Source organism: Sphaerisporangium melleum (genome assembly GCF_014646695.1).
GTDB lineage: Bacteria > Actinomycetota > Actinomycetes > Streptosporangiales > Streptosporangiaceae > Sphaerisporangium > Sphaerisporangium melleum.
On sequence record NZ_BMNT01000064.1, the window covers coordinates 10,590 to 27,032 of the forward strand.

The window sequence follows — 16,443 nt, forward strand, 5'->3', positions numbered from 1 at the left end:
TCCCTCACTGCCACGTCTCCCTTTGACCTGCCGAAACACCCCAGTCGCTGTGGTTCCGGCTCTTGATCATTGCCCGAATATTGGGCGTCTCGCCTACGACTGCTCGGCATGCTCTGGCGGCCGATGTTGCTGTCAGTGCTGCCAGACTGTGCCGTCGTCAACCCTCCATCACCTGCAAGATCTCAATGGCTTGGAGTACGTCTGTAACCACATGGTCGGCCAGGTGGTCAACACCAGGGCAGGTCCCCCGGTCGATCCAGATCGTTCGGAGACCCGCGGCGCGTCCGCCGGCGATGTCGGCGATGAGGCTGTCGCCAATCATCCAACCGCCCCCGGTGAGAGTCATGCCGCAGCGCTTGGCCGCGATCTCGAACAGGGCGACGTCGGGCTTTCGTATGCCTTCAACTCCTGACAATACGTAAGCATCAATGGCCTCGACTAACCTGGTTCGCTGAATCTTCCCACGCTGATTGTCCGCTGTCCCGTTGGTCACGACTGCCACGCGCCAACCGGAGGCTCGTAGCTGAACTAGGCCATCCAGAACTTGAGGTCGACAACGCACGAGGCCCGGCATGCGCCTCCGGTAGCGGTCCCAGAGCTCCTCAACGCCGTCCGGCAGAGTGAAGCGCTCGCGAACCTTGGCGAAGAAAAGCTCGCGGTGCGGAATACCGCCCCGGTCGAGAGTGACCATGAAGTCAACTGCTTCCGACCCTAAGCCGTGCTCTTCGGTGAACTCTCCGACCCACGTCCGGAACGCCTCGTCAAGATCCACAAGGGTGTTGTCAAGGTCAAAGAGCGCAAGTCGTTGCACAGGGAGATCCTACGACCACAACGGCGATCATGAAAGACGTTCTGGTGTCCGACGTTCCGCTGCGTACAACTTATCCCACTTTGCCTTGATTCACCTGATTTGCGGTCCTGGCTTGAGTATGTGCAGTCCGATATGGTGTAACAACCTGGCACTTACCCCTGATCTATTGGCGGGCGCGGAGCCCGCATGATGATTCACCAGGGAGGCGCGGCATGAGCGAAGAGATAATCACCACGAGATCAACGTCTAGAATCACAGCTGATGTTAATCCCATAGTGCTGCGTGAGGGTGAGCGCGCCCGACTGGTATTTAAAGCCACGCTCGTAGACACAGAGGGTTCTTCAGCCCCTATTGTCAAAGGCCGATTCGTTTACCAGAAGAAGCGTAGTGCAAATATATGGCAGGATTTCGACGCTATCAATCTTGGGACCCTCAAAGATGGAGAGGGGGTACGTCTGGACCTCAAAAGCGAAGAGGTTCTACGCCTTTTCGAGTTTCTTGAGCAGCTCTACGACGTGGCCCAGCAGCACGGTATTCAACACGGTCAAGTCGAATTCATTAGGGCGCCTAGAAACGAGTCTGTTCGCCAGTTGCTCAGAGATGGAAATCTGGACGACATATTTGGAGTTAACGCACACGGTGGAACGATCCTTCGGAGGTTCCTGGACTGGATTGCTCGGAGACAGTCCGCCCAGTTGGCAAGCGTGCTCGGGGAACTTGATGCGGCTCAGCTACTGAACTTCGACGCAGCTGTTGGCGCCGCGCGCCTGAGCGCTTTCATCAAGGAGTACGAGTCGAACGAAGAGCGAGAAGAGGAGGGTTATTGGCAGAAGCTTCTGACTGCAAACAGCTGGGTACTCTCGCAGGTGTTCGCGCATCCTGTAATCGTAATACGCGGACAAGCTTACGTCGGCGGGAAGGGCATCGACAATCGCGATGGGAACGTCACGGATTTCCTCTATGCTAATCCTCTTACCGAAGATGCGGCTCTGGTAGAGATAAAGACGCCTCAAACCGACATGCTAATGGTGGGTAAGTATAGAAACAACACCTGGTGTCCATCCAGTGAGCTAAGTGGCGCCGTTCAGCAGTTGCTCGTGAACAGATGTTCCCTTGTGGATAATTATGACGCCCTCTTGAGAGAGGATGATCCACCCGCCTTCAAAACATTCAATCCTAAGGCTCTGCTGATAATTGGCAGCGTTCGACGGGAGCTCACTGTTACAAGCAAGCGTCGCGCTTTCGAGCTGTATCGGCGCAATCTACGCGACATCGAGGTCGTGACCTTCGATGAGTTGTACGAAAAGGCTCAACAGCTTATCGCGTTACTGGAACAAAGCCGATAGGCGGCGCGAGGCTGTCCAATTTAATCCGCTGGTTGGAACATGCATCGTGAACGAAGAAACCCGTGCAAGACGTGTATGGCATGATTTGAGCAGGTGGCTTCTAGCCTCTCTTGCCGCGACCCCCGTCCCGCTCATTTGGGATGTGCTAAAGGATCCAATCGGAATATTCTGGGCGGTTGTACTTCTAGGTGTACTGTCAATCGTTGTCACAGCTATCAATCGCCTCATCTTCGGCGAGTTATGGCGATCGGTATTTATGATTGCGTATCGAGTACTCTATCCCTTGAGGATGGCTAGATGGATAGTGATAGAGTTCACGAAGAAGGGTCTCTCACGTGGCAGTCGGATCAACAAACGCTATCCCACGTATGACAAATTTGTGCAGGAGGACCAGCGCCGTTCGAACCGCCGGCAGATCGACTTTGGTGTCTGTTGGTCGGAGGGTCCATCGCGAGGCGTTCGGGTTACCTGGCACGCGGGTAGTGGCGAGCTCGTAGCTGCAGGTGCAGGTAATGGTGAGCCGGTCGAGGTCATTGCGACGATACAGAGCGAGCATGAGATATTACATCGACTCGAAAATTTTGAATATGCAAGTCCGTCACTGCGGTGGGTGCGCCGTCGTGCTTGCGGTTGGTCAGTGCCGCTACCACCGCGCGGGAAAAGGTGGTTGATCGAGGACAGTCGCAAGCCGGAGCCACGGCCGACCCCACCGCCAGCAAGCGCTCCCCGTGCAGTCGGAGCATACTTGGGACGAAAAGATGTTGGACCTGGTGAGGTGCTCATATCGGATATTGAAGGTCAGCGTCCCCTGTATCACCATCTGGCGCACTCACCTACGGGTTTCTCCTGGGGCTACACCGGGGAAGGGCCACATGACCTCGCGAGAAGCGTACTGGCGGATCGCCTGGGCTGGGTGCCCAATATGTTGATTTACTCGGAATTCTGCAATGACGTTGTTTATCGACTGCCGGACGACTTTATCTTGAAGTTCGAGGAAGTCGACAAATGGATCCGAGAGCACAGTTGCCTTATTGGCCGAAACCCAAAGGCGGACTTGTCTGATCCCATCGCCGCCGGTCGGTGAAGGGTGGACAGACCTCATCATGAATATCGTATGCGCGGGCTAAAGCATTGTCTGACCTGGGGCGGTTTTGAGTTCCGGCAGGTATTGAGACAGCCTGCCCCTAATGCTATCAAGAAGCAGATCGACACTCCCGCCTTGTTCTAGGGCTGCTTGTGGCGCGACCTCCAGGGCGAAGTGAGCAAGAGCCTCTGCATCTGTGCCGATTATCTTAACAAGGTTGATCTCATTAGGAGTTACATCTGTCGAGACGTCTAGGTCAAATACGTAAATCCAGGCAGACGGGGTTTCATTGTGGACCTGATCCGGCATCGCGAGTCGGAATGTACCGTCACCGTGGCCCACCAAATCGGGCTTCCCTAGATGGCGTTGCCAGCTGTCCCATACTGCAGAAGGGATAGCAAATACGCATCCCGCAGACTGTCCGTGACTACCCACGTGGAACTTAAACATCATTTGATAGAAAGTTCTCTTGAATACATTCGAGATGTTCGGTCCCTCTACTTTTTCGGAGAGCCACTCGGGGTGCTGGTAAACAGTCGGACCAAAATCACTACTGTGTAGGTGTAGGGCTGAGTTGAGGTTCTGCACGGCATGAGAATATGATCCATGGAAATCCATGGTCTGAATTTCGAAGATTCCGTAGCGGCCTACAGCAATCGATCCGTTGGGGGCTGGTCGGACCTCAACCACTGTTGCATCGAACGAGAATTGCGGAGAACGCTCCGTGGGGCTGATGCTTATTTCCCCACCCAACTTGGCGTGGAAGTACACCAAGCTAGGCACGCCGCTTATGACCGCTTGCCGGAACTCCTGCGCGCGGACGATGTCGCGGAGCACTGGGGCCGCCACGATATTGATCGGGGTGCTTGCGTCGTGTCCGAAGAGGCGGCGAGCTGCGTCCTCCAGAAGGTTCGAGTCCAGAGCCCGGATGGGGCAGACTAGCCAGTCCTGGCGCGGTCCGTTGCTCACGCTGCTGATGGTGCAGACGCCGTGTGAGCGGAGAGGCTTCACGCAGTCTCTAAGCTCCCCGGTGAGATCACTCAGAAACGGGCAACGCTTGCTCTGCTGGTCGTTGAGGCTGGCTTCGGTCGCTGCAACGACCGGGAAGACGCGATGCCCGAACCATTCGGCGATGTGGTTGCCGGCCTTGCGTGTGGTGCGTGGGGTGCTGTTGTCCAAAGATCGCGTCACGAGAGCCTAGTCTGCCGTGTATGGATCTCCTAGGCCATGGAAAAGCGCTGTCTGCTTGGAGACGGAGCCGCGAGCAACTTCGATGAAGCTCGCTGAGAGCTCGAACCCGAGTGCGTTCCGTCCGTTGCGAAGGGCTACTTCTAGCGCTCTGCCGGTGCCGCAGAACGGGTCAAGGACAGTGCCACCAGGAGGGCATGAGCTCAAGATCCGGGGTTCTATGAGCGCGTAGGGGAAGGTTGCCGAGTGTCCGTCCGACCCTGGGGCAACGTTGACTGTCACCACGTCGCGCGTGCCGTCTTCGGCTTCGCTCAGGTCGTAGTAGTAGCTGGCTCGACCTTCCTTCGGTCGCTTCACGAAGTGAAAGAAGTGCTCATGTGAGAGGCGAAGACGATCCTTCTCCGGCCTAGGTGCGATGTTTGGCTTGCTCCATATGAGGTCGTTTCGCAAGATCCAACGTCGCTCCTGCATCGCGATGGCGAAGCGCGCTGGGATCAGAAGCAACTGCTTCTCCTGGCGGTAACGGCCCATTGGAGTACGGCGACGGCTTCGCGGGTTGTCGCCAAGTCCCTGGCGGCCGTCATGCCGCAGACTAGACCATCGGGCAAAGTAGGTGTCGCCTAGGTTGATCCACATGCTTCCATGCGGCTTCAGCGCGGGTGCTCCTCGCTGGAAGATCTCAACAAGATGGCCGATGAACCATTCGGGGAGAGGTTCAAGTCCAAGGACCCCACGATGGGCTCGGTACCACTCGTAGCCCGGTAGCTCCTCCTGAGAGTGTCCCTCGGCCTTCCACTCAGCCAAGATGTCTTCATTGTGATCCATGCCGTACGTTCGCAGCCCCCAGTAGGGCGGTGACGTAATGATCAGGTCAATGGACTCTGGCTCAAGCTTCGCCATGAGATCGTAGGCGTCACCCTGGAACACCTCACCCTGGGCAGGCAGCGGGAGATCGTCAAGGGGCTCAGCACTCATGGCCGACAGCCTAAAGGTGATCCGTGACAGTCCGAGCAATCCTGTGGATGTTGACTCGGCACTTTGGTTGCAGTGGTACAGCTGCTGTGGGTGTCACCGGGGCCGTCACATCAGTGATCCGATGGCAAGCGGGCTTCGGCGCGCAGGGCCGCCAGGCCCGAGCACCGGAGGCCGTGCGGCAGCCGATCGCCCTGACCACATATGGCGCGTACCGAAGTGGGCGATCGTCACGGCGTTAAGTGGTCTGTTCTGCTGGCCTCGCGGGCGCGTGGGGCGGTGCGTGCCCGGACCGGCCGGAGAGCCGCAGCCGGGCACGCAGACCGACCGGCGCGCCCGGCGGGCCGCGTAGCGGGCCGCCTTTAAAGACGTGGAGAAAGTCCTCATCGAGGGGCGTCGGTGTCCTGGTCTTGGCCGCGTTTTGGCTGGTCAGGGTGCCGGGTGGTTCGCTGGGGCTGTGGGGTCGGCTCGTCGTCTTCGTCGGGGGCGTCTTGCGGGGTGATCCGCTCGGGTGGCCGGCCGGTGGCGGGGTCCGCGGCGAAGGTGCCGATGTTCTTGACCGTGTAGATGAGTCCTTCGGCCAACAGGGCGTTGATGACCTTGCGGGCGGTGCGGCGGGCGATGCCGAATTCTTCGGCCATGCGGGGCTCGCCGGGGACGGGGTAGCCCGGCTTGTAGACGCCGGCTTTGATGCGGCGGCGCATCTCGGCGAGTACCTGCTCTGACTTGGGCTGATCAGGCCGGAAGTCGATCACAGTCTGACGATAGGAATCGAACGGTAGGCCCAGGTCACGAGACGTTACGAGGCGTACCGATCAGCAGGGGTAGGCAGGAGTAGGCAAGTCTGCTTATGATGCGCGCATGGATGCACCGGAGCGGGACCCCGTCGCTGGGGTACAGGCTGCTGTTCTGCGTCAGTTGGATTTGAGTACGCCCAGCGTGGCGCGGATGTACGACTACTACCTGGGTGGCAAGGACAACTTCGAGGTTGATCGTGAGTGCGCCGACGAGGTGCTCCGTAGGGCGCCGTTGGTGCCGGTGGTGGCGCAGGCGAATCGGGACTTCCTGCGGCGGGCGGTGCGCTACCTGGCGCGTGAGTGCGGGATCCGGCAGTTCCTCGACATCGGGACCGGGTTGCCGACTCAGGACAACGTGCATCAGGTGGCGCAGCGGGTGGATCCGCGGGTGCGGGTGGTGTACGTCGACAACGATCCGTTGGTGTTGATCCACGCCCAGGCGCTGCTCGCCAACAACCCGAACACGTTGGCGCTGGCCGGTGACCTGCGGCAGCCGTGGCGCATCCTCGATGACCCGCATGTGCGAGGGGTGATCGATTTCCGGGAGCCGGTGGCGGTGCTGCTGTGCGGCATCCTGCACTTCATCCCCGACCATGACGACCCGTACGGCATCGTGGCCACGCTGGTCCACGCGATGGCACCGGGGTCGTACCTGGTGGTGTCGCATGCCGAACGGCACCGGGACCTGACCCCCGCCACGGGTGCGTACGACCGGGCGAGTTCTCCGGTGGTGCTGCGGTCCCTGGTGGAGATCGCCGGATTCCTCAATGGGCTGGAGTGGGTGGAGCCGGGGGTGGTGTACCTGCCGCTGTGGCGCCCGGACCGGCCGATGCCCACCGACCGGTTACGGGTCCCCGCGTACGGCGGAGTAGGACGCAAGCCATGATCCGCGGACTGGCGCCCGCGCCGCATCCCGCCATCCGGGCGGCCTACCGGTTGCGCGCCGCGCTGGAGCCGCACGGCATCGCGGCAGATGTGAACGAGGGTGCCGGGCTGGCGCTGGTGTCGGTGTGGCATGACCTGGTGGTGTGGTGCGGCCCCTGCTACCTGTGGTGGGCCGGCGGGGTGTCGCCCGTGACGGGGCGGTTCACCTATCGCTACACCTCCGCCGACGCTCCGGAGACGGCGGCGCGGCGGGTCGCTGAGCGGTATCACCAGCTCCGCCGGATGCGTTCGCCGGACGCTCCGTCACCGGTCACGGGTGCCCCACTGTGATCGTCGCGTTCGGCGAACCGAGCACCGCGGGTGGGCACGGTCACCTTCGGCCCGTCGACTGTGCCCACCCGCGGGTGTGCTGGACCTTCGTCTGGCCCTACGCCGGCCTCGTGCCCAGCGGGGCAAGATGCGAGGACTGCGGGACGTGGTGGCGAGCGGATCTCATCCCGCCGGCCGTGCTCGCACGTCTTCCCGGCGGGGTCGCTCCGCCGGGCGGGGACGGCGAGTGAGGGCGTCGAACGCTGCGGCGATCTCGCCCGCGGCCTGGCGGGGGCTGATGCGGTCGGTGTGCAGGCGCAGGTGAAAGAACCCGTCGTCGGCGTGGGCGTCAAGGTCGGCCGACGTCTCGTCCCATGCGGCAAGCCGCTGGGCGGTGTCGACGTCCCCGCGCTGGGCGGAGCGCTGTTCGCAGACCTCGCGCGGGACCCACAGCAGTACCCGCAACCAGGGATCGCGGCCGACGAGGCGGCGCAGGTCGGGGATGTTGCCGATGTGGGCGACCGGGACCAGGCCGTCGCCGGTCATGGCCTCGATCTCGGCCCGGTCGATGGCATAGGTGTTGCCGTAGCGGTGGGTATCGGCGATGGTGCGGCCGGCCTGGCGCAGCTCGTCCAGGCGGGCGGCGCTGATCAGGTGGTACTCCTCGGCGCGGCCGGTGCCGACTTTCAGCTTCCGTAAGAGCCGGAACCGCGGGTCCAGGCGGTGAAGCGCGGTGGTGGTGGTGCTCTTGCCGCTGGTGGGCGGCCCGTACAGTACGACCCCGGCGGCGGCCTGGGTGGTCATGTGAGGATGCGCTTGAGGGCGTCGCGGGTCTGGTCGGCGAGACTGATGGCGGCGCCGAGTCGGTTGTCCACGGTGAGATGGGCGGTGGCCGGCGGGTTGTCGACGTCCAGGCCGGCCACGTACTGCTCCCAGTTGGCCAGCTTCCACGCATCGCGCGCGGCGCCGCGGAACTCGATGTACTCGCGCATGGATTCGGGATCACAGCGCACCCAGATCGCGGCGACGTCGATGCCCTTGGCTGCGCACCGGTTCTCCAGGCGGGTGAACCACGCCTCATCGCGTAGCTCGGTGATGAACGGCGCCGACAGGATCGCCGAGGTGCCGCAGTTCAGGTTGTCCCATGCGGATTCCATCAGGCACCGGTACTCCAGCGGGCGGACCTCGCTCAGGTAAAGCTCGGTGTGCCGGTCGTTGGCGTCGCTGCCCAGTGAGATCAGCAGCCGCTCGGCCATGGAGCGGGTGAGTGAGTCCTTGTCCAGGAATGCCCATCCGGTGATGTCGGACAGGAAGCGGGAGAACTCGGTTTTGCCTGATCCGGCGTATCCGCCGACGAGGACGAGGATGGGCTTGGGGTCTCCTGCGCCGTGGCGGCGGCGCCATGCGTCGACCACGCGGGCGCGGAGCGCTGCCTGTGGTGAGCCGCTGTCGGTGATGCCGTCGACCGATACTTTGGTGAACGCTTCCTCGATGACCTGGGCCGCGGCGTTGTCGGCGGCGGGGTCGGAGGGTGCGGGCAATTCGGAAATCACGATGTCCGCTTTCTGTGATTCACCGGGTAACGGGAGGCGAAAGCCGAGGTCGGGTTCACTGGCCTGGTAGAGCAGGCAGTACGCGCGGCGGTAGTGCGGGCCTGGGTAAATGGTGCCGTTCTCGTGTCCCCACAGCGTTTGGAAGTTGGCCGCGGGCACGGCGAGGCCGTGTCGTTCGGCGGTCTGGCGTAGCTGGTCGCCGGCGCCTTCGAGGGTCAGGCCGTGGGCCTCGCGGTGTTCCCGTAGCTTGGCGGGGGTCCAGCCTTGGCGCCGGGTCGTCTTCAAGTGCAATCCTTCACGTTCACGCTCGGGGGGCGGCGGACTGTTCGGTCGTGCATGTGAAAACGCTCGTGTAAACCGCTGATGAGACGGCGTGCAGAAGCTTAGCTAGAGCCCTGTGATACAGAAAAGCCGCCGGTCACGGTGGACTTGAGGCATCCCACGAGGACGTGAACGCAAGGGAGGCCACCGTGAACAGCGGCAACGAAGACCAGCGGGTCGCCGACGAGCTGGCCGCGATCCATGCCGAGTTGGAAGAGATCACGTGCCGCGTTGGCCAGATCGTTTCGGCTCTTGGAACACGGCGGTCTCCAGATCGGCCAGACGCTTGCCGAGATCACCCAGCGCCGCCCTGATCTCGGCCAGTTGATCCATGATCTCGCCGTGGCCGTCCCTGGGCGGTTCGGCCGGTGGCTCCTCGGCCGGCGGCCGGTCGCGGACGAAGACGCCCTTGCCCTGCTGGCCGATCACATACCCCTCGGTGCGAAGCACGCTGATGGCCGCTTTCACCACGCTCGCCGACACCTCGTAGCGCTGGCACAGCTGGGCGATCGACGGCAACGCCTGGCCGGCGGGCAGCGCGCCGGATGTGATCTGACCGCGTAGCTCGTCGGCTATCTGCAAGTAGCCCGGCCGGCCGGTGTTCTGGACCATCTGCCTCCTTCGCTTCCTCCAAGTTCACCACGCCGCGCCCTTTCCGCCAACCAAGCGCCCATAGAACGCATTGACAACTTAGAATCCCAAGTGTTCTATGAGGTCTAGGCATCCCCTCTCGGAAGGACCCTCCTTCGTCATGCGCACCATCCCGATCCCCGTCGACACCGGCAAGCTCACCTTCACCTGCGTCAAGGCCGCGCGGCCCCGGCTGGTCAACAAGGACACCGGGGAGATCAAGCGCGACAAGAACGGCAACATCGTTTACGAGGTCACAGTGTCGGTCGAAGACGACTTCGGCCGCCTGGAGCTCATGAAGATCGGCACCTCGGCCGAGCCGGACATCTCCGCGGGCGACGAGGTGACCCCGGTCAACCTGGTCGGCTACGTCTGGGAGCAGACCATTCAGGGCTCGATGCGCTGGGGCATCGCCTACAAGGCCACCGGCTTCGTCCGCGCCGACTCCGCCATGCCGGTGGAGGTGGCGTGATGCCCGTCCTCGACGCCATCCCGCGTCCGCTGCTCATCCTGATCGGCGCCCTGGTCGCCCTGCGCGTGTGGCGGCGCCTGGCCCCGGTGTCCTTCTGGTATCTGATCGGCTTCCCGGTCAAGGCCGTCCGGCTGCGCTGGACCTGGCGGCACATCGCCTCCGGCTGCGGCCTCACCAAGAAGCGGCACCGGTGGTGGTTCACCACCGTTCCCGGCCTGGTCGCCTCGACCGGCGTCGTCCAGGTCAAGCGGCGCTTCCAACGGGTCGCCGTCGACACCAAGCCCTGGATGAAGCTGCCCCGGCCGGTCCGGCACGGCTGGCGCGTCACCTTCCATCTCCTCGACGGCCAGGTCCCCGACGACTACGTCAAGGTGTGCGAACGCCTCGCGCACGCCTGGCGCGTCGAAGCGGTCCGCGTGGTCGACTCCCGTCCCGGACGCGTGACCTTGCAGGCGGCGACCCGTGACCCTTTGGCCCACGTCCTGCCGGCCGCCCCGTCCGATGACCCGCAAGACGGCTGGACCGCTGCCGACCTGCTGCGCCCCGTGGTGGGCGTGCTGGAATCCGGTGCACCCTGGTCGCTGGACTTCCGGCTCATCCCGCACTGGATGAACGTCGGCGCCACCCAATCAGGCAAGTCCAACCTGATCAACGCCCTGATCGTCGCCCTGGCGCGGCAGCCGGTCGCCATCGTCGGCTTCGACCTCAAAGGCGGAGTCGAGCTGTCCCCGTACGCGCCGCGGCTGTCGGCCCTGGTCACCAACCGCGCCGACGCGGTCAAGCTGCTCGCCGAGTTGATCGGCATCATGGGCGCCCGGATGCTGGCCTGCCGCGAGCACGGAGCCCGCGACATCTGGCAGCTCCCGGACGCGCTGCGCCCCATCCCCGTGGTGCTGCTGGTCGATGAGCTGGCCGAGCTGTTCCTGACCGCCGACAAGGCCGAAAAGGACGAGGTCACCAAGACCGCTACCGCGCTGCTGCGCATCGCCCAGCTCGGACGGGCCTTCGGCATCCACCTGCTGCTGTCCGGACAGCGCATCGGCTCCGACCTCGGCCAAGGCGTGACCGCGCTGCGCGCCCAGATCGGCGGACGCATCTGCCACCGCGTCAACGACCCCGAAACCGCCGTGATGACCCTGGGCGACCTCGAACCTGACGCGCTGGTCGCCGCCCGGTCCATCCCGCCCGGCATGCCGGGAGTGGCGATCGTGACCGGCGCCGATGGCCGCTGGTGCCGCGCCCGCTCCGGCTACGTCTCCACCACCACGGCCGAACAAGCCGCGCACGCCTTCGCCGATCGGACGCCGTCCTGGGACCAGGTCAAGGCCAGCGGCCTGGGCCATGAGCTGGACAACGCTCGTCAGCCCGAGATCGCGGCCTGAGAAAGGAGGTATCCGACCCATGAGCGCACCACGCGGACGAGCGGCCCGGCTGGGCGCCTGGCTGCTGGACTCCGGACCGGTCGCCGTGGTCGCCCTGATCGCCGGAGCGGGCTCCTTCACCCACATCCGCGACACCGCCACCCAGCACGGGCAAACCGGCTGGATGGCCTGGGCCGTGGCCGTCTGCGTCGATCTCACCTGCGTCATGGCCGCACGCGAACGCCAGCGCGACAAAAGAACCGGCCGCACCCGGGCCGGGCTGGTCTCCTGGCCCACCCTCGTCCTGGCCGGCGGCATCTTGTTGTCCCTGGCTGCCAACCTCGCCCAAGCACACCCCTCGGTCTGGGGCTGGGTCACCGCGGCCACCCCCGCCGCGGCGTTCTTGGTCGCGGTCTCCATGCTCGAACGCCGCGCCGTCCTCCACCGCCCGTCCCCGTCCCCGGATGCCGTACCCGAACCGGTACCGGTGCCCGTCCCCGCCTCGGCTCCGATGGCCGTCCCCGCCCCTGCCTCGTCCCCCGCGGGCGCACCATCCCCGGCCCCCGCTCCCGCTACGGCAACCGTGGCCGTACCCGCCCCGTCCCTCGTCCCGGCGTCGTCCCCGCGCCCCGTCCCGGCGGCGGACCCGTCCGCGAACCTCGTCCCCGCGGGCGTGGCTGTCGTCCCCGGCCCGGACGACTCCGGCGGTGGCCAGGACGACGAGGCGGCGCCGGCCTCCGGCGGGCTGCTCGACTACGCCCGGCGCGTCGCCCACGAACACCACGCCAAGCACGGCAAGCCCATCACCCGCGACACCCTGCGCGCCCGGTTGGGCGTCTCCAACCAACTCGCCACCGACCTGCTACGGCAACTCCGCACCACCCCCGAACCCGCCTGAACCCAAAGGGACACCCACCATGCCACGCACCCCCGACCGCCTGGCCTACATCAACGGCCTGCGCGACCTCGCCGACTTCCTCGACACCAACCCCGACATCCCCACCCCCGAAGGCACCCTGACCGCCTACTACTTCCCCCGCGGCACCGACGAGGAGATCCGCGCCCGCGTCGACCACGTTGCCCGGCTGCTCAGCGCCGTCGCCGACGAACCCGCGCAGGGCCACTACTCCGCCGGGATCAACTTCGGCATGGCCGAGTACAAGGCGGTGGGCCTGCTCGCTTCCTCCCGCGCCCGCTGGGCCGCCATCAAGACCATCGTGCTCGACCCCGACCCCACCGACCCCGCGCCGGATGCCTGAGATGACCGGCATGGGCGAGGAGTTCACCGTGATCCGCTACCGCTGCGCCACCTGCGGCGGGACCGGCGTCGACAGCCTGGCCGGCACCTGCGCCGACTGCGACGGAACCGGAATCGACAACCACGGGGCCTGACAGCCCCGGCGCCCCCGGCGTGGCCACACAACCGCCAAGTTCCGCGCCACGTCGGGGGCCATCCCCACCGAACCCTCTGAGGACCCGGAAAGAGACACCCACCATCATGCCCAACCCCCACGCGGTGGCCGGCATCATCACCCGGCTCCACGACCCCCAATATGCCCGCTGGGCCGCACAGATCCGCGCCACCGGCGGATGCCGGCAGCCCATCCACCTTCGCGGGCGCGTCCGGCACATCGACGCAGCCACCGGCGACGTCCTGCACACCTACAACACCAGCAGCGAACCCGGCGGCGTCCTTCGCGTCCAGTGCAAGACTCGACGCGCGTCCCGCTGCCCTGCCTGCGCCGAGATCTACCGGGCGGACACCTACCAGCTCATCCGCGCGGGCCTGGCCGGCGGCAAAGGCGTCCCCGAGTCGGTCAGCGCTCACCCGGCGCTGTTCGTCACCCTCACCGCCCCCTCCTTCGGCGCGGTCCACACCCGCCGAGAGCAGGGTGGCAAGGTCCTGCCCTGCCACCCCCGCCGAGACTCCGGCACCTGCCCTCACGGGCGCACCCTGTCCTGCACCGCCCGGCACGGCGACGAGGAACACCGCCTCGGCGAACCGCTCTGCCCCGACTGCTACGACTACGCCGCAAGCGTCCTGTTCAACGCCCTGGCCCCCGAACTATGGCGCCGCTTCACCCTCGCCCTACGCCGTAACCTCGCCAAACGCCACGGCCTGACGGTCAAAGAGCTGGGCGAACACCTGGTCATCTCCTTCGCCAAGGTCGCCGAGTACCAACGCCGCGGCGTCGTCCACTTCCACGCCGTAATCCGCCTCGACGGACCCGGCGGACCAGACACCCCGCCCCCGGCCTGGGCCGAGCGCGACGCCCTGGCGCAAGCCGTCCGCCACGCGGCCGGCGCCGTCACCGCCCCGGCCCCCGCCCTGCCCGGTGAACCCGCCCGGACCCTGCGCTGGGGCACCCAGCTCGACGTCCGGCCCATCACCCTGCACGGAGAACTGACAGACCAGGCCGTCGCCGGCTACATCGCCAAGTACGCCACCAAAGCCGCCGAATGCGTCGGCACCATCGATCGGCGCATCCGCTCGGCCGACGAGGTGAGCGGCCTGGGCCTGCGGGAGCACCCCCGGCGGCTGATCGCTGAGTGCTTCCGCCTGGCCGAACTCGACCGGCTCAACGAGCTACGGCTTGCCCAATGGGCGCACATGCTCGGCTTCCGCGGCCACTTCTCCACCAAATCACGCCGTTACTCCACCACCCTGGGCGCCCTGCGCGCCGCCCGCGTCGACCACATGCGCGACGAGGAGATCAGCACTGGGCGCCTGCCCCTGTTCGACGAGGACACGGTCCTCGTTGTCGCGCACTGGGAGTACGCCGGTAAGGGCCTGTCCGCGGGCGATCAGGTCCTCGCTGCGTACCTGACCGGGCGGCCTGAGCTGGCTACGTCGGCACTTGCGGAGGTTGGCCCATGAACCGCCGCGACGAACTCATGCCGTTGTCCCAGGTCCTCGAAGAGCTGGGTGGCATCTCTCGCCGGACGTTCTACCGCTGGCGTGAGCTGGGCCGCGCGCCCGTCTGCGTCAAGCTGCCGAATGGTGATCTGTTGGTCTGGCGCAGCGACTTCACGGTGTGGCTTGAGTCCCGGCGGGAGGCGGCGTGAACGCCAGCTATGACGTGAAGTTCTTCGAGATCTACCGGAATCAGTCCAGTAAGACGCCGTCCTATGTCGCGCGCTGGTCTGTCGCCGGCCGCCGGACGTCGAAGACGTTCCGGACCAAGGAACTCGCCAATAGTCACATGCGTGACCTTCGGATGGCTGCCAGAAATGGCGAGGCGTTCGACATCGACACCGGGCTACCCGAGTCGAAGCTGGCATCTGAGCCGAACCAGAACGGCCCTACCTTCCTGGCCTTCGCACAGCGGTTCATAACCCAGCGATGGAAGACCTCAGCGGCCCGAACGAGAGAGACCGACGTCTATGCCCTATTGGCCTTGGTCCCGGCCCTGGTGAAGGACCTGCCCGGTCGACCCGGCGATGGCGACATGCGCCGAGTCCTCCGGGAGTACTACCTGCTTCCGAACGAGCGGCGCGGAGAGCTGCCGGCCGAGCAAGCCCCGGTTCTACGCTGGCTGGAAACGGCGTCGCTGCCGCTGGCCGACCTCGAACAGGCGCGCGTGATCCGGCTCGCCCTCGATGCGATCTCCGTGACCTTCAAGGGGGAGAGAGCGGCGGCGAACACGGTCCTACGTAAGCGAGAGGTCTTTCACCATCTCCTCGAATTGGCCGTGGAAGAGAAGGTGTTCGGCGTCAACCCGCTCAACGGGGTCAAGTGGACGCCTCCGGAAGCGGTGGACGCGGTCGACCCCCGGACGGTGGTCAACCCTCGTCAGGCGCGGGCGCTGCTCGACGCCATGCCTCGCGTCGGCCGGACGAGGGGGGCGCGGATGCGGGCCATGTACGCGTGCATGTACTACGCCGCGCTTCGCCCAGAGGAAGCGGCGGGCCTCAAGCGCGAGAACTGCGACCTGCCGCGGGAGGGGTGGGGCCTGCTCACCCTGGAGACGGCACGGCCCTTCGCCAACAAGCGCTACACCGACTCGGGCGCCGCGCACGACGATCGCGGCCTGAAGCATCGCGCGGACAAGGACACCCGGCCAGTGCCGATTCCCCCGGCCCTAGTGAAGATCCTGCGTGAGCACATCGCAGACTTCGGCGTGGCCGGCGACGGCAGGCTGTTCGCCACGAGCAAGGGCGGCCTCTACACCAACTCGGCGATCTCCCGCGTCTGGAAGTCCGCACGCAAGCAGGCGTTCACCCCTGAGCAGGTGGTCTCTTCCTTGGCGGCCACGCCGTACGACCTCCGGCACGCGGCCGTCTCCCTCTGGCTCGCCTCCGGCGTCGCCCCTACCGAGGTCGCCAAGCGAGCGGGCCACAGCGTCGAGGTCCTACAACGCGTGTATGCGAAGGTGATCGACGGACAGAGGGAACTAGCGAACTCCAAGATCCTGAACGCTCTGAACGAGTGATCGCGAGCGGTTGCGGAACGGCCTCGGGTTACCCCCGGGGCCATTCGCATTTCTGGGCTGACCTGGCGAAACGGCTTCAAGATCATTGCACGTATATTGCACGGGTGCTGACATACGACTGCCTACGGCTGCATGTCGTTGCTCTTGTCTGTCTCTGTCCTGTCACCTACTCCTGTCCATAGGCGCAGGTCAGGCGGTGAATCGCAAGGTCAACCAGGTGCCCCCGGCAGGATTCGAACCTGCGGCACCCGCTTTAGGAGAGCGGTGCTCTATCCCCTGAG

General features: G+C 65.0%; 19 protein-coding genes and 1 tRNA gene. 12 read left to right on the top strand and 8 right to left on the bottom strand.

Translation table 11 applies throughout. The features are described 5' to 3' along the window. Window positions 1–157: 157 nt before the first annotated feature. Complete coding sequence (locus IEY93_RS35210) at window positions 158–811, bottom strand: HAD family hydrolase (RefSeq protein WP_189167508.1); 654 nt, start codon at window positions 809–811, stop codon at window positions 158–160. A gap of 212 nt (window positions 812–1,023) precedes the next feature. Here IEY93_RS35210 and IEY93_RS35215 point away from each other — a divergent pair, with 212 nt between their 5' ends. Together IEY93_RS35215 and IEY93_RS39895 are read left to right on the top strand one after the other, a co-directional pair. After that, complete coding sequence (locus tag IEY93_RS35215; RefSeq protein WP_189167509.1) at window positions 1,024–2,157, top strand: Shedu immune nuclease family protein; 1,134 nt, start codon at window positions 1,024–1,026, stop codon at window positions 2,155–2,157. A gap of 289 nt (window positions 2,158–2,446) precedes the next feature. Next, the gene (locus IEY93_RS39895; RefSeq protein ID WP_372444488.1) at window positions 2,447–3,241 is read left to right on the top strand and encodes a DUF6166 domain-containing protein; all 795 of its coding nucleotides are present in this window, start codon (window positions 2,447–2,449) and stop codon (window positions 3,239–3,241) included. Window positions 3,242–3,280: 39 nt separating this feature from the next. Here the strand turns inward: IEY93_RS39895 and IEY93_RS35220 are convergent, their stop codons facing one another. From IEY93_RS35220 to IEY93_RS35230, 3 genes are all read right to left on the bottom strand, one after another. Beyond that, window positions 3,281–4,432: a PDDEXK family nuclease gene (locus tag IEY93_RS35220; protein ID WP_189167510.1), complete on the bottom strand. Its 1,152-nt coding sequence runs from the start codon at window positions 4,430–4,432 to the stop codon at window positions 3,281–3,283. A gap of 6 nt (window positions 4,433–4,438) precedes the next feature. Then, on the bottom strand, window positions 4,439–5,404 hold the full coding sequence (locus IEY93_RS35225; protein ID WP_189167511.1) for a DNA-methyltransferase: 966 nt from the start codon (window positions 5,402–5,404) through the stop codon (window positions 4,439–4,441). Window positions 5,405–5,784: 380 nt separating this feature from the next. Continuing rightward, complete coding sequence (locus tag IEY93_RS35230; RefSeq protein ID WP_189167512.1) at window positions 5,785–6,156, bottom strand: winged helix-turn-helix domain-containing protein; 372 nt, start codon at window positions 6,154–6,156, stop codon at window positions 5,785–5,787. Window positions 6,157–6,262: 106 nt separating this feature from the next. On the opposite strand from IEY93_RS35230, the gene IEY93_RS35235 reads away from it, so the two are divergent. After that, complete coding sequence (locus IEY93_RS35235; RefSeq protein ID WP_189167513.1) at window positions 6,263–7,084, top strand: SAM-dependent methyltransferase; 822 nt, start codon at window positions 6,263–6,265, stop codon at window positions 7,082–7,084. Next, window positions 7,081–7,413 (top strand): hypothetical protein, encoded by a 333-nt coding sequence (locus IEY93_RS35240; RefSeq protein ID WP_189167514.1) that lies wholly within the window; start codon window positions 7,081–7,083, stop codon window positions 7,411–7,413. Before IEY93_RS35235 ends, IEY93_RS35240 begins: the two co-directional genes overlap by 4 nt. A 162-nt stretch (window positions 7,414–7,575) precedes the next feature. On the opposite strand, the gene IEY93_RS35245 is transcribed toward IEY93_RS35240, so the two are convergent. The 3 genes from IEY93_RS35245 to IEY93_RS35255 all read right to left on the bottom strand — a co-directional run bounded on the left by IEY93_RS35245 (window position 7,576) and on the right by IEY93_RS35255 (window position 9,878). Further along, on the bottom strand, window positions 7,576–8,196 hold the full coding sequence (locus tag IEY93_RS35245; RefSeq protein WP_189167515.1) for a guanylate kinase: 621 nt from the start codon (window positions 8,194–8,196) through the stop codon (window positions 7,576–7,578). After that, a complete protein-coding gene (locus IEY93_RS35250; RefSeq protein WP_189167516.1) occupies window positions 8,193–9,230 on the bottom strand; it encodes a P-loop nucleotide/nucleoside kinase family protein in 1,038 nt (345 codons plus the stop codon). Before IEY93_RS35250 ends, IEY93_RS35245 begins: the two co-directional genes overlap by 4 nt. Before the next feature lie 255 nt (window positions 9,231–9,485). Continuing rightward, entirely contained in the window at window positions 9,486–9,878 is a 393-nt protein-coding gene (locus IEY93_RS35255) for a winged helix-turn-helix domain-containing protein (protein ID WP_189167517.1), read from the bottom strand. A gap of 139 nt (window positions 9,879–10,017) precedes the next feature. Between IEY93_RS35255 and IEY93_RS35260 the strand changes: the two genes are divergently transcribed. From IEY93_RS35260 to IEY93_RS35295, 8 genes are all read left to right on the top strand, one after another. Continuing rightward, window positions 10,018–10,368, top strand: coding sequence for an SCO3933 family regulatory protein (locus IEY93_RS35260; protein WP_189167518.1), 351 nt, complete (start codon window positions 10,018–10,020; stop codon window positions 10,366–10,368). After that, a complete protein-coding gene (locus IEY93_RS35265) occupies window positions 10,368–11,750 on the top strand; it encodes an FtsK/SpoIIIE domain-containing protein (protein WP_189167519.1) in 1,383 nt (460 codons plus the stop codon). Before IEY93_RS35260 ends, IEY93_RS35265 begins: the two co-directional genes overlap by 1 nt. 19 nt (window positions 11,751–11,769) lie before the next feature. Continuing rightward, entirely contained in the window at window positions 11,770–12,627 is an 858-nt protein-coding gene (locus IEY93_RS35270; protein WP_189167520.1) for a DUF2637 domain-containing protein, read from the top strand. Window positions 12,628–12,646: 19 nt separating this feature from the next. Then, a complete protein-coding gene (locus tag IEY93_RS35275; protein ID WP_189167521.1) occupies window positions 12,647–12,988 on the top strand; it encodes a hypothetical protein in 342 nt (113 codons plus the stop codon). Next, window positions 12,981–13,121, top strand: a complete 141-nt coding sequence (locus IEY93_RS35280; protein ID WP_189167522.1) for a hypothetical protein — start codon at window positions 12,981–12,983, stop codon at window positions 13,119–13,121. The genes IEY93_RS35275 and IEY93_RS35280 overlap by 8 nt, the downstream gene beginning before the upstream one ends. Before the next feature lie 106 nt (window positions 13,122–13,227). Further along, window positions 13,228–14,607, top strand: coding sequence for a replication initiator (locus IEY93_RS35285; RefSeq protein ID WP_189167523.1), 1,380 nt, complete (start codon window positions 13,228–13,230; stop codon window positions 14,605–14,607). Next, window positions 14,604–14,795, top strand: a complete 192-nt coding sequence (locus IEY93_RS35290; protein ID WP_189167524.1) for a helix-turn-helix transcriptional regulator — start codon at window positions 14,604–14,606, stop codon at window positions 14,793–14,795. Before IEY93_RS35285 ends, IEY93_RS35290 begins: the two co-directional genes overlap by 4 nt. Further along, on the top strand, window positions 14,792–16,162 hold the full coding sequence (locus IEY93_RS35295) for a tyrosine-type recombinase/integrase (protein ID WP_189167525.1): 1,371 nt from the start codon (window positions 14,792–14,794) through the stop codon (window positions 16,160–16,162). Before IEY93_RS35290 ends, IEY93_RS35295 begins: the two co-directional genes overlap by 4 nt. Before the next feature lie 221 nt (window positions 16,163–16,383). Here IEY93_RS35295 and IEY93_RS35300 read toward each other — a convergent pair. Next, window positions 16,384–16,443 (bottom strand) — tRNA-Arg (locus IEY93_RS35300).

What these genes read in the sequence shown, in the direction of transcription:
- IEY93_RS35215 (WP_189167509.1), top strand. Translation starts at nt 1,024, where the DNA reads ATGAGCGAAGAGATAATCACCACGAGATCAACGTCTAGAATCACAGCT.
- IEY93_RS39895 (WP_372444488.1), top strand. Translation starts at nt 2,447, where the DNA reads ATGGCTAGATGGATAGTGATAGAGTTCACGAAGAAGGGTCTCTCACGT.
- IEY93_RS35225 (WP_189167511.1), bottom strand. Translation starts at nt 5,404, where the DNA reads ATGAGTGCTGAGCCCCTTGACGATCTCCCGCTGCCTGCCCAGGGTGAG.
- IEY93_RS35235 (WP_189167513.1), top strand. Translation starts at nt 6,263, where the DNA reads ATGGATGCACCGGAGCGGGACCCCGTCGCTGGGGTACAGGCTGCTGTT.
- IEY93_RS35240 (WP_189167514.1), top strand. Translation starts at nt 7,081, where the DNA reads ATGATCCGCGGACTGGCGCCCGCGCCGCATCCCGCCATCCGGGCGGCC.
- IEY93_RS35245 (WP_189167515.1), bottom strand. Translation starts at nt 8,196, where the DNA reads ATGACCACCCAGGCCGCCGCCGGGGTCGTACTGTACGGGCCGCCCACC.
- IEY93_RS35255 (WP_189167517.1), bottom strand. Translation starts at nt 9,878, where the DNA reads ATGGTCCAGAACACCGGCCGGCCGGGCTACTTGCAGATAGCCGACGAG.
- IEY93_RS35260 (WP_189167518.1), top strand. Translation starts at nt 10,018, where the DNA reads ATGCGCACCATCCCGATCCCCGTCGACACCGGCAAGCTCACCTTCACC.
- IEY93_RS35265 (WP_189167519.1), top strand. Translation starts at nt 10,368, where the DNA reads ATGCCCGTCCTCGACGCCATCCCGCGTCCGCTGCTCATCCTGATCGGC.
- IEY93_RS35270 (WP_189167520.1), top strand. Translation starts at nt 11,770, where the DNA reads ATGAGCGCACCACGCGGACGAGCGGCCCGGCTGGGCGCCTGGCTGCTG.
- IEY93_RS35275 (WP_189167521.1), top strand. Translation starts at nt 12,647, where the DNA reads ATGCCACGCACCCCCGACCGCCTGGCCTACATCAACGGCCTGCGCGAC.
- IEY93_RS35280 (WP_189167522.1), top strand. Translation starts at nt 12,981, where the DNA reads ATGCCTGAGATGACCGGCATGGGCGAGGAGTTCACCGTGATCCGCTAC.
- IEY93_RS35285 (WP_189167523.1), top strand. Translation starts at nt 13,228, where the DNA reads ATGCCCAACCCCCACGCGGTGGCCGGCATCATCACCCGGCTCCACGAC.
- IEY93_RS35290 (WP_189167524.1), top strand. Translation starts at nt 14,604, where the DNA reads ATGAACCGCCGCGACGAACTCATGCCGTTGTCCCAGGTCCTCGAAGAG.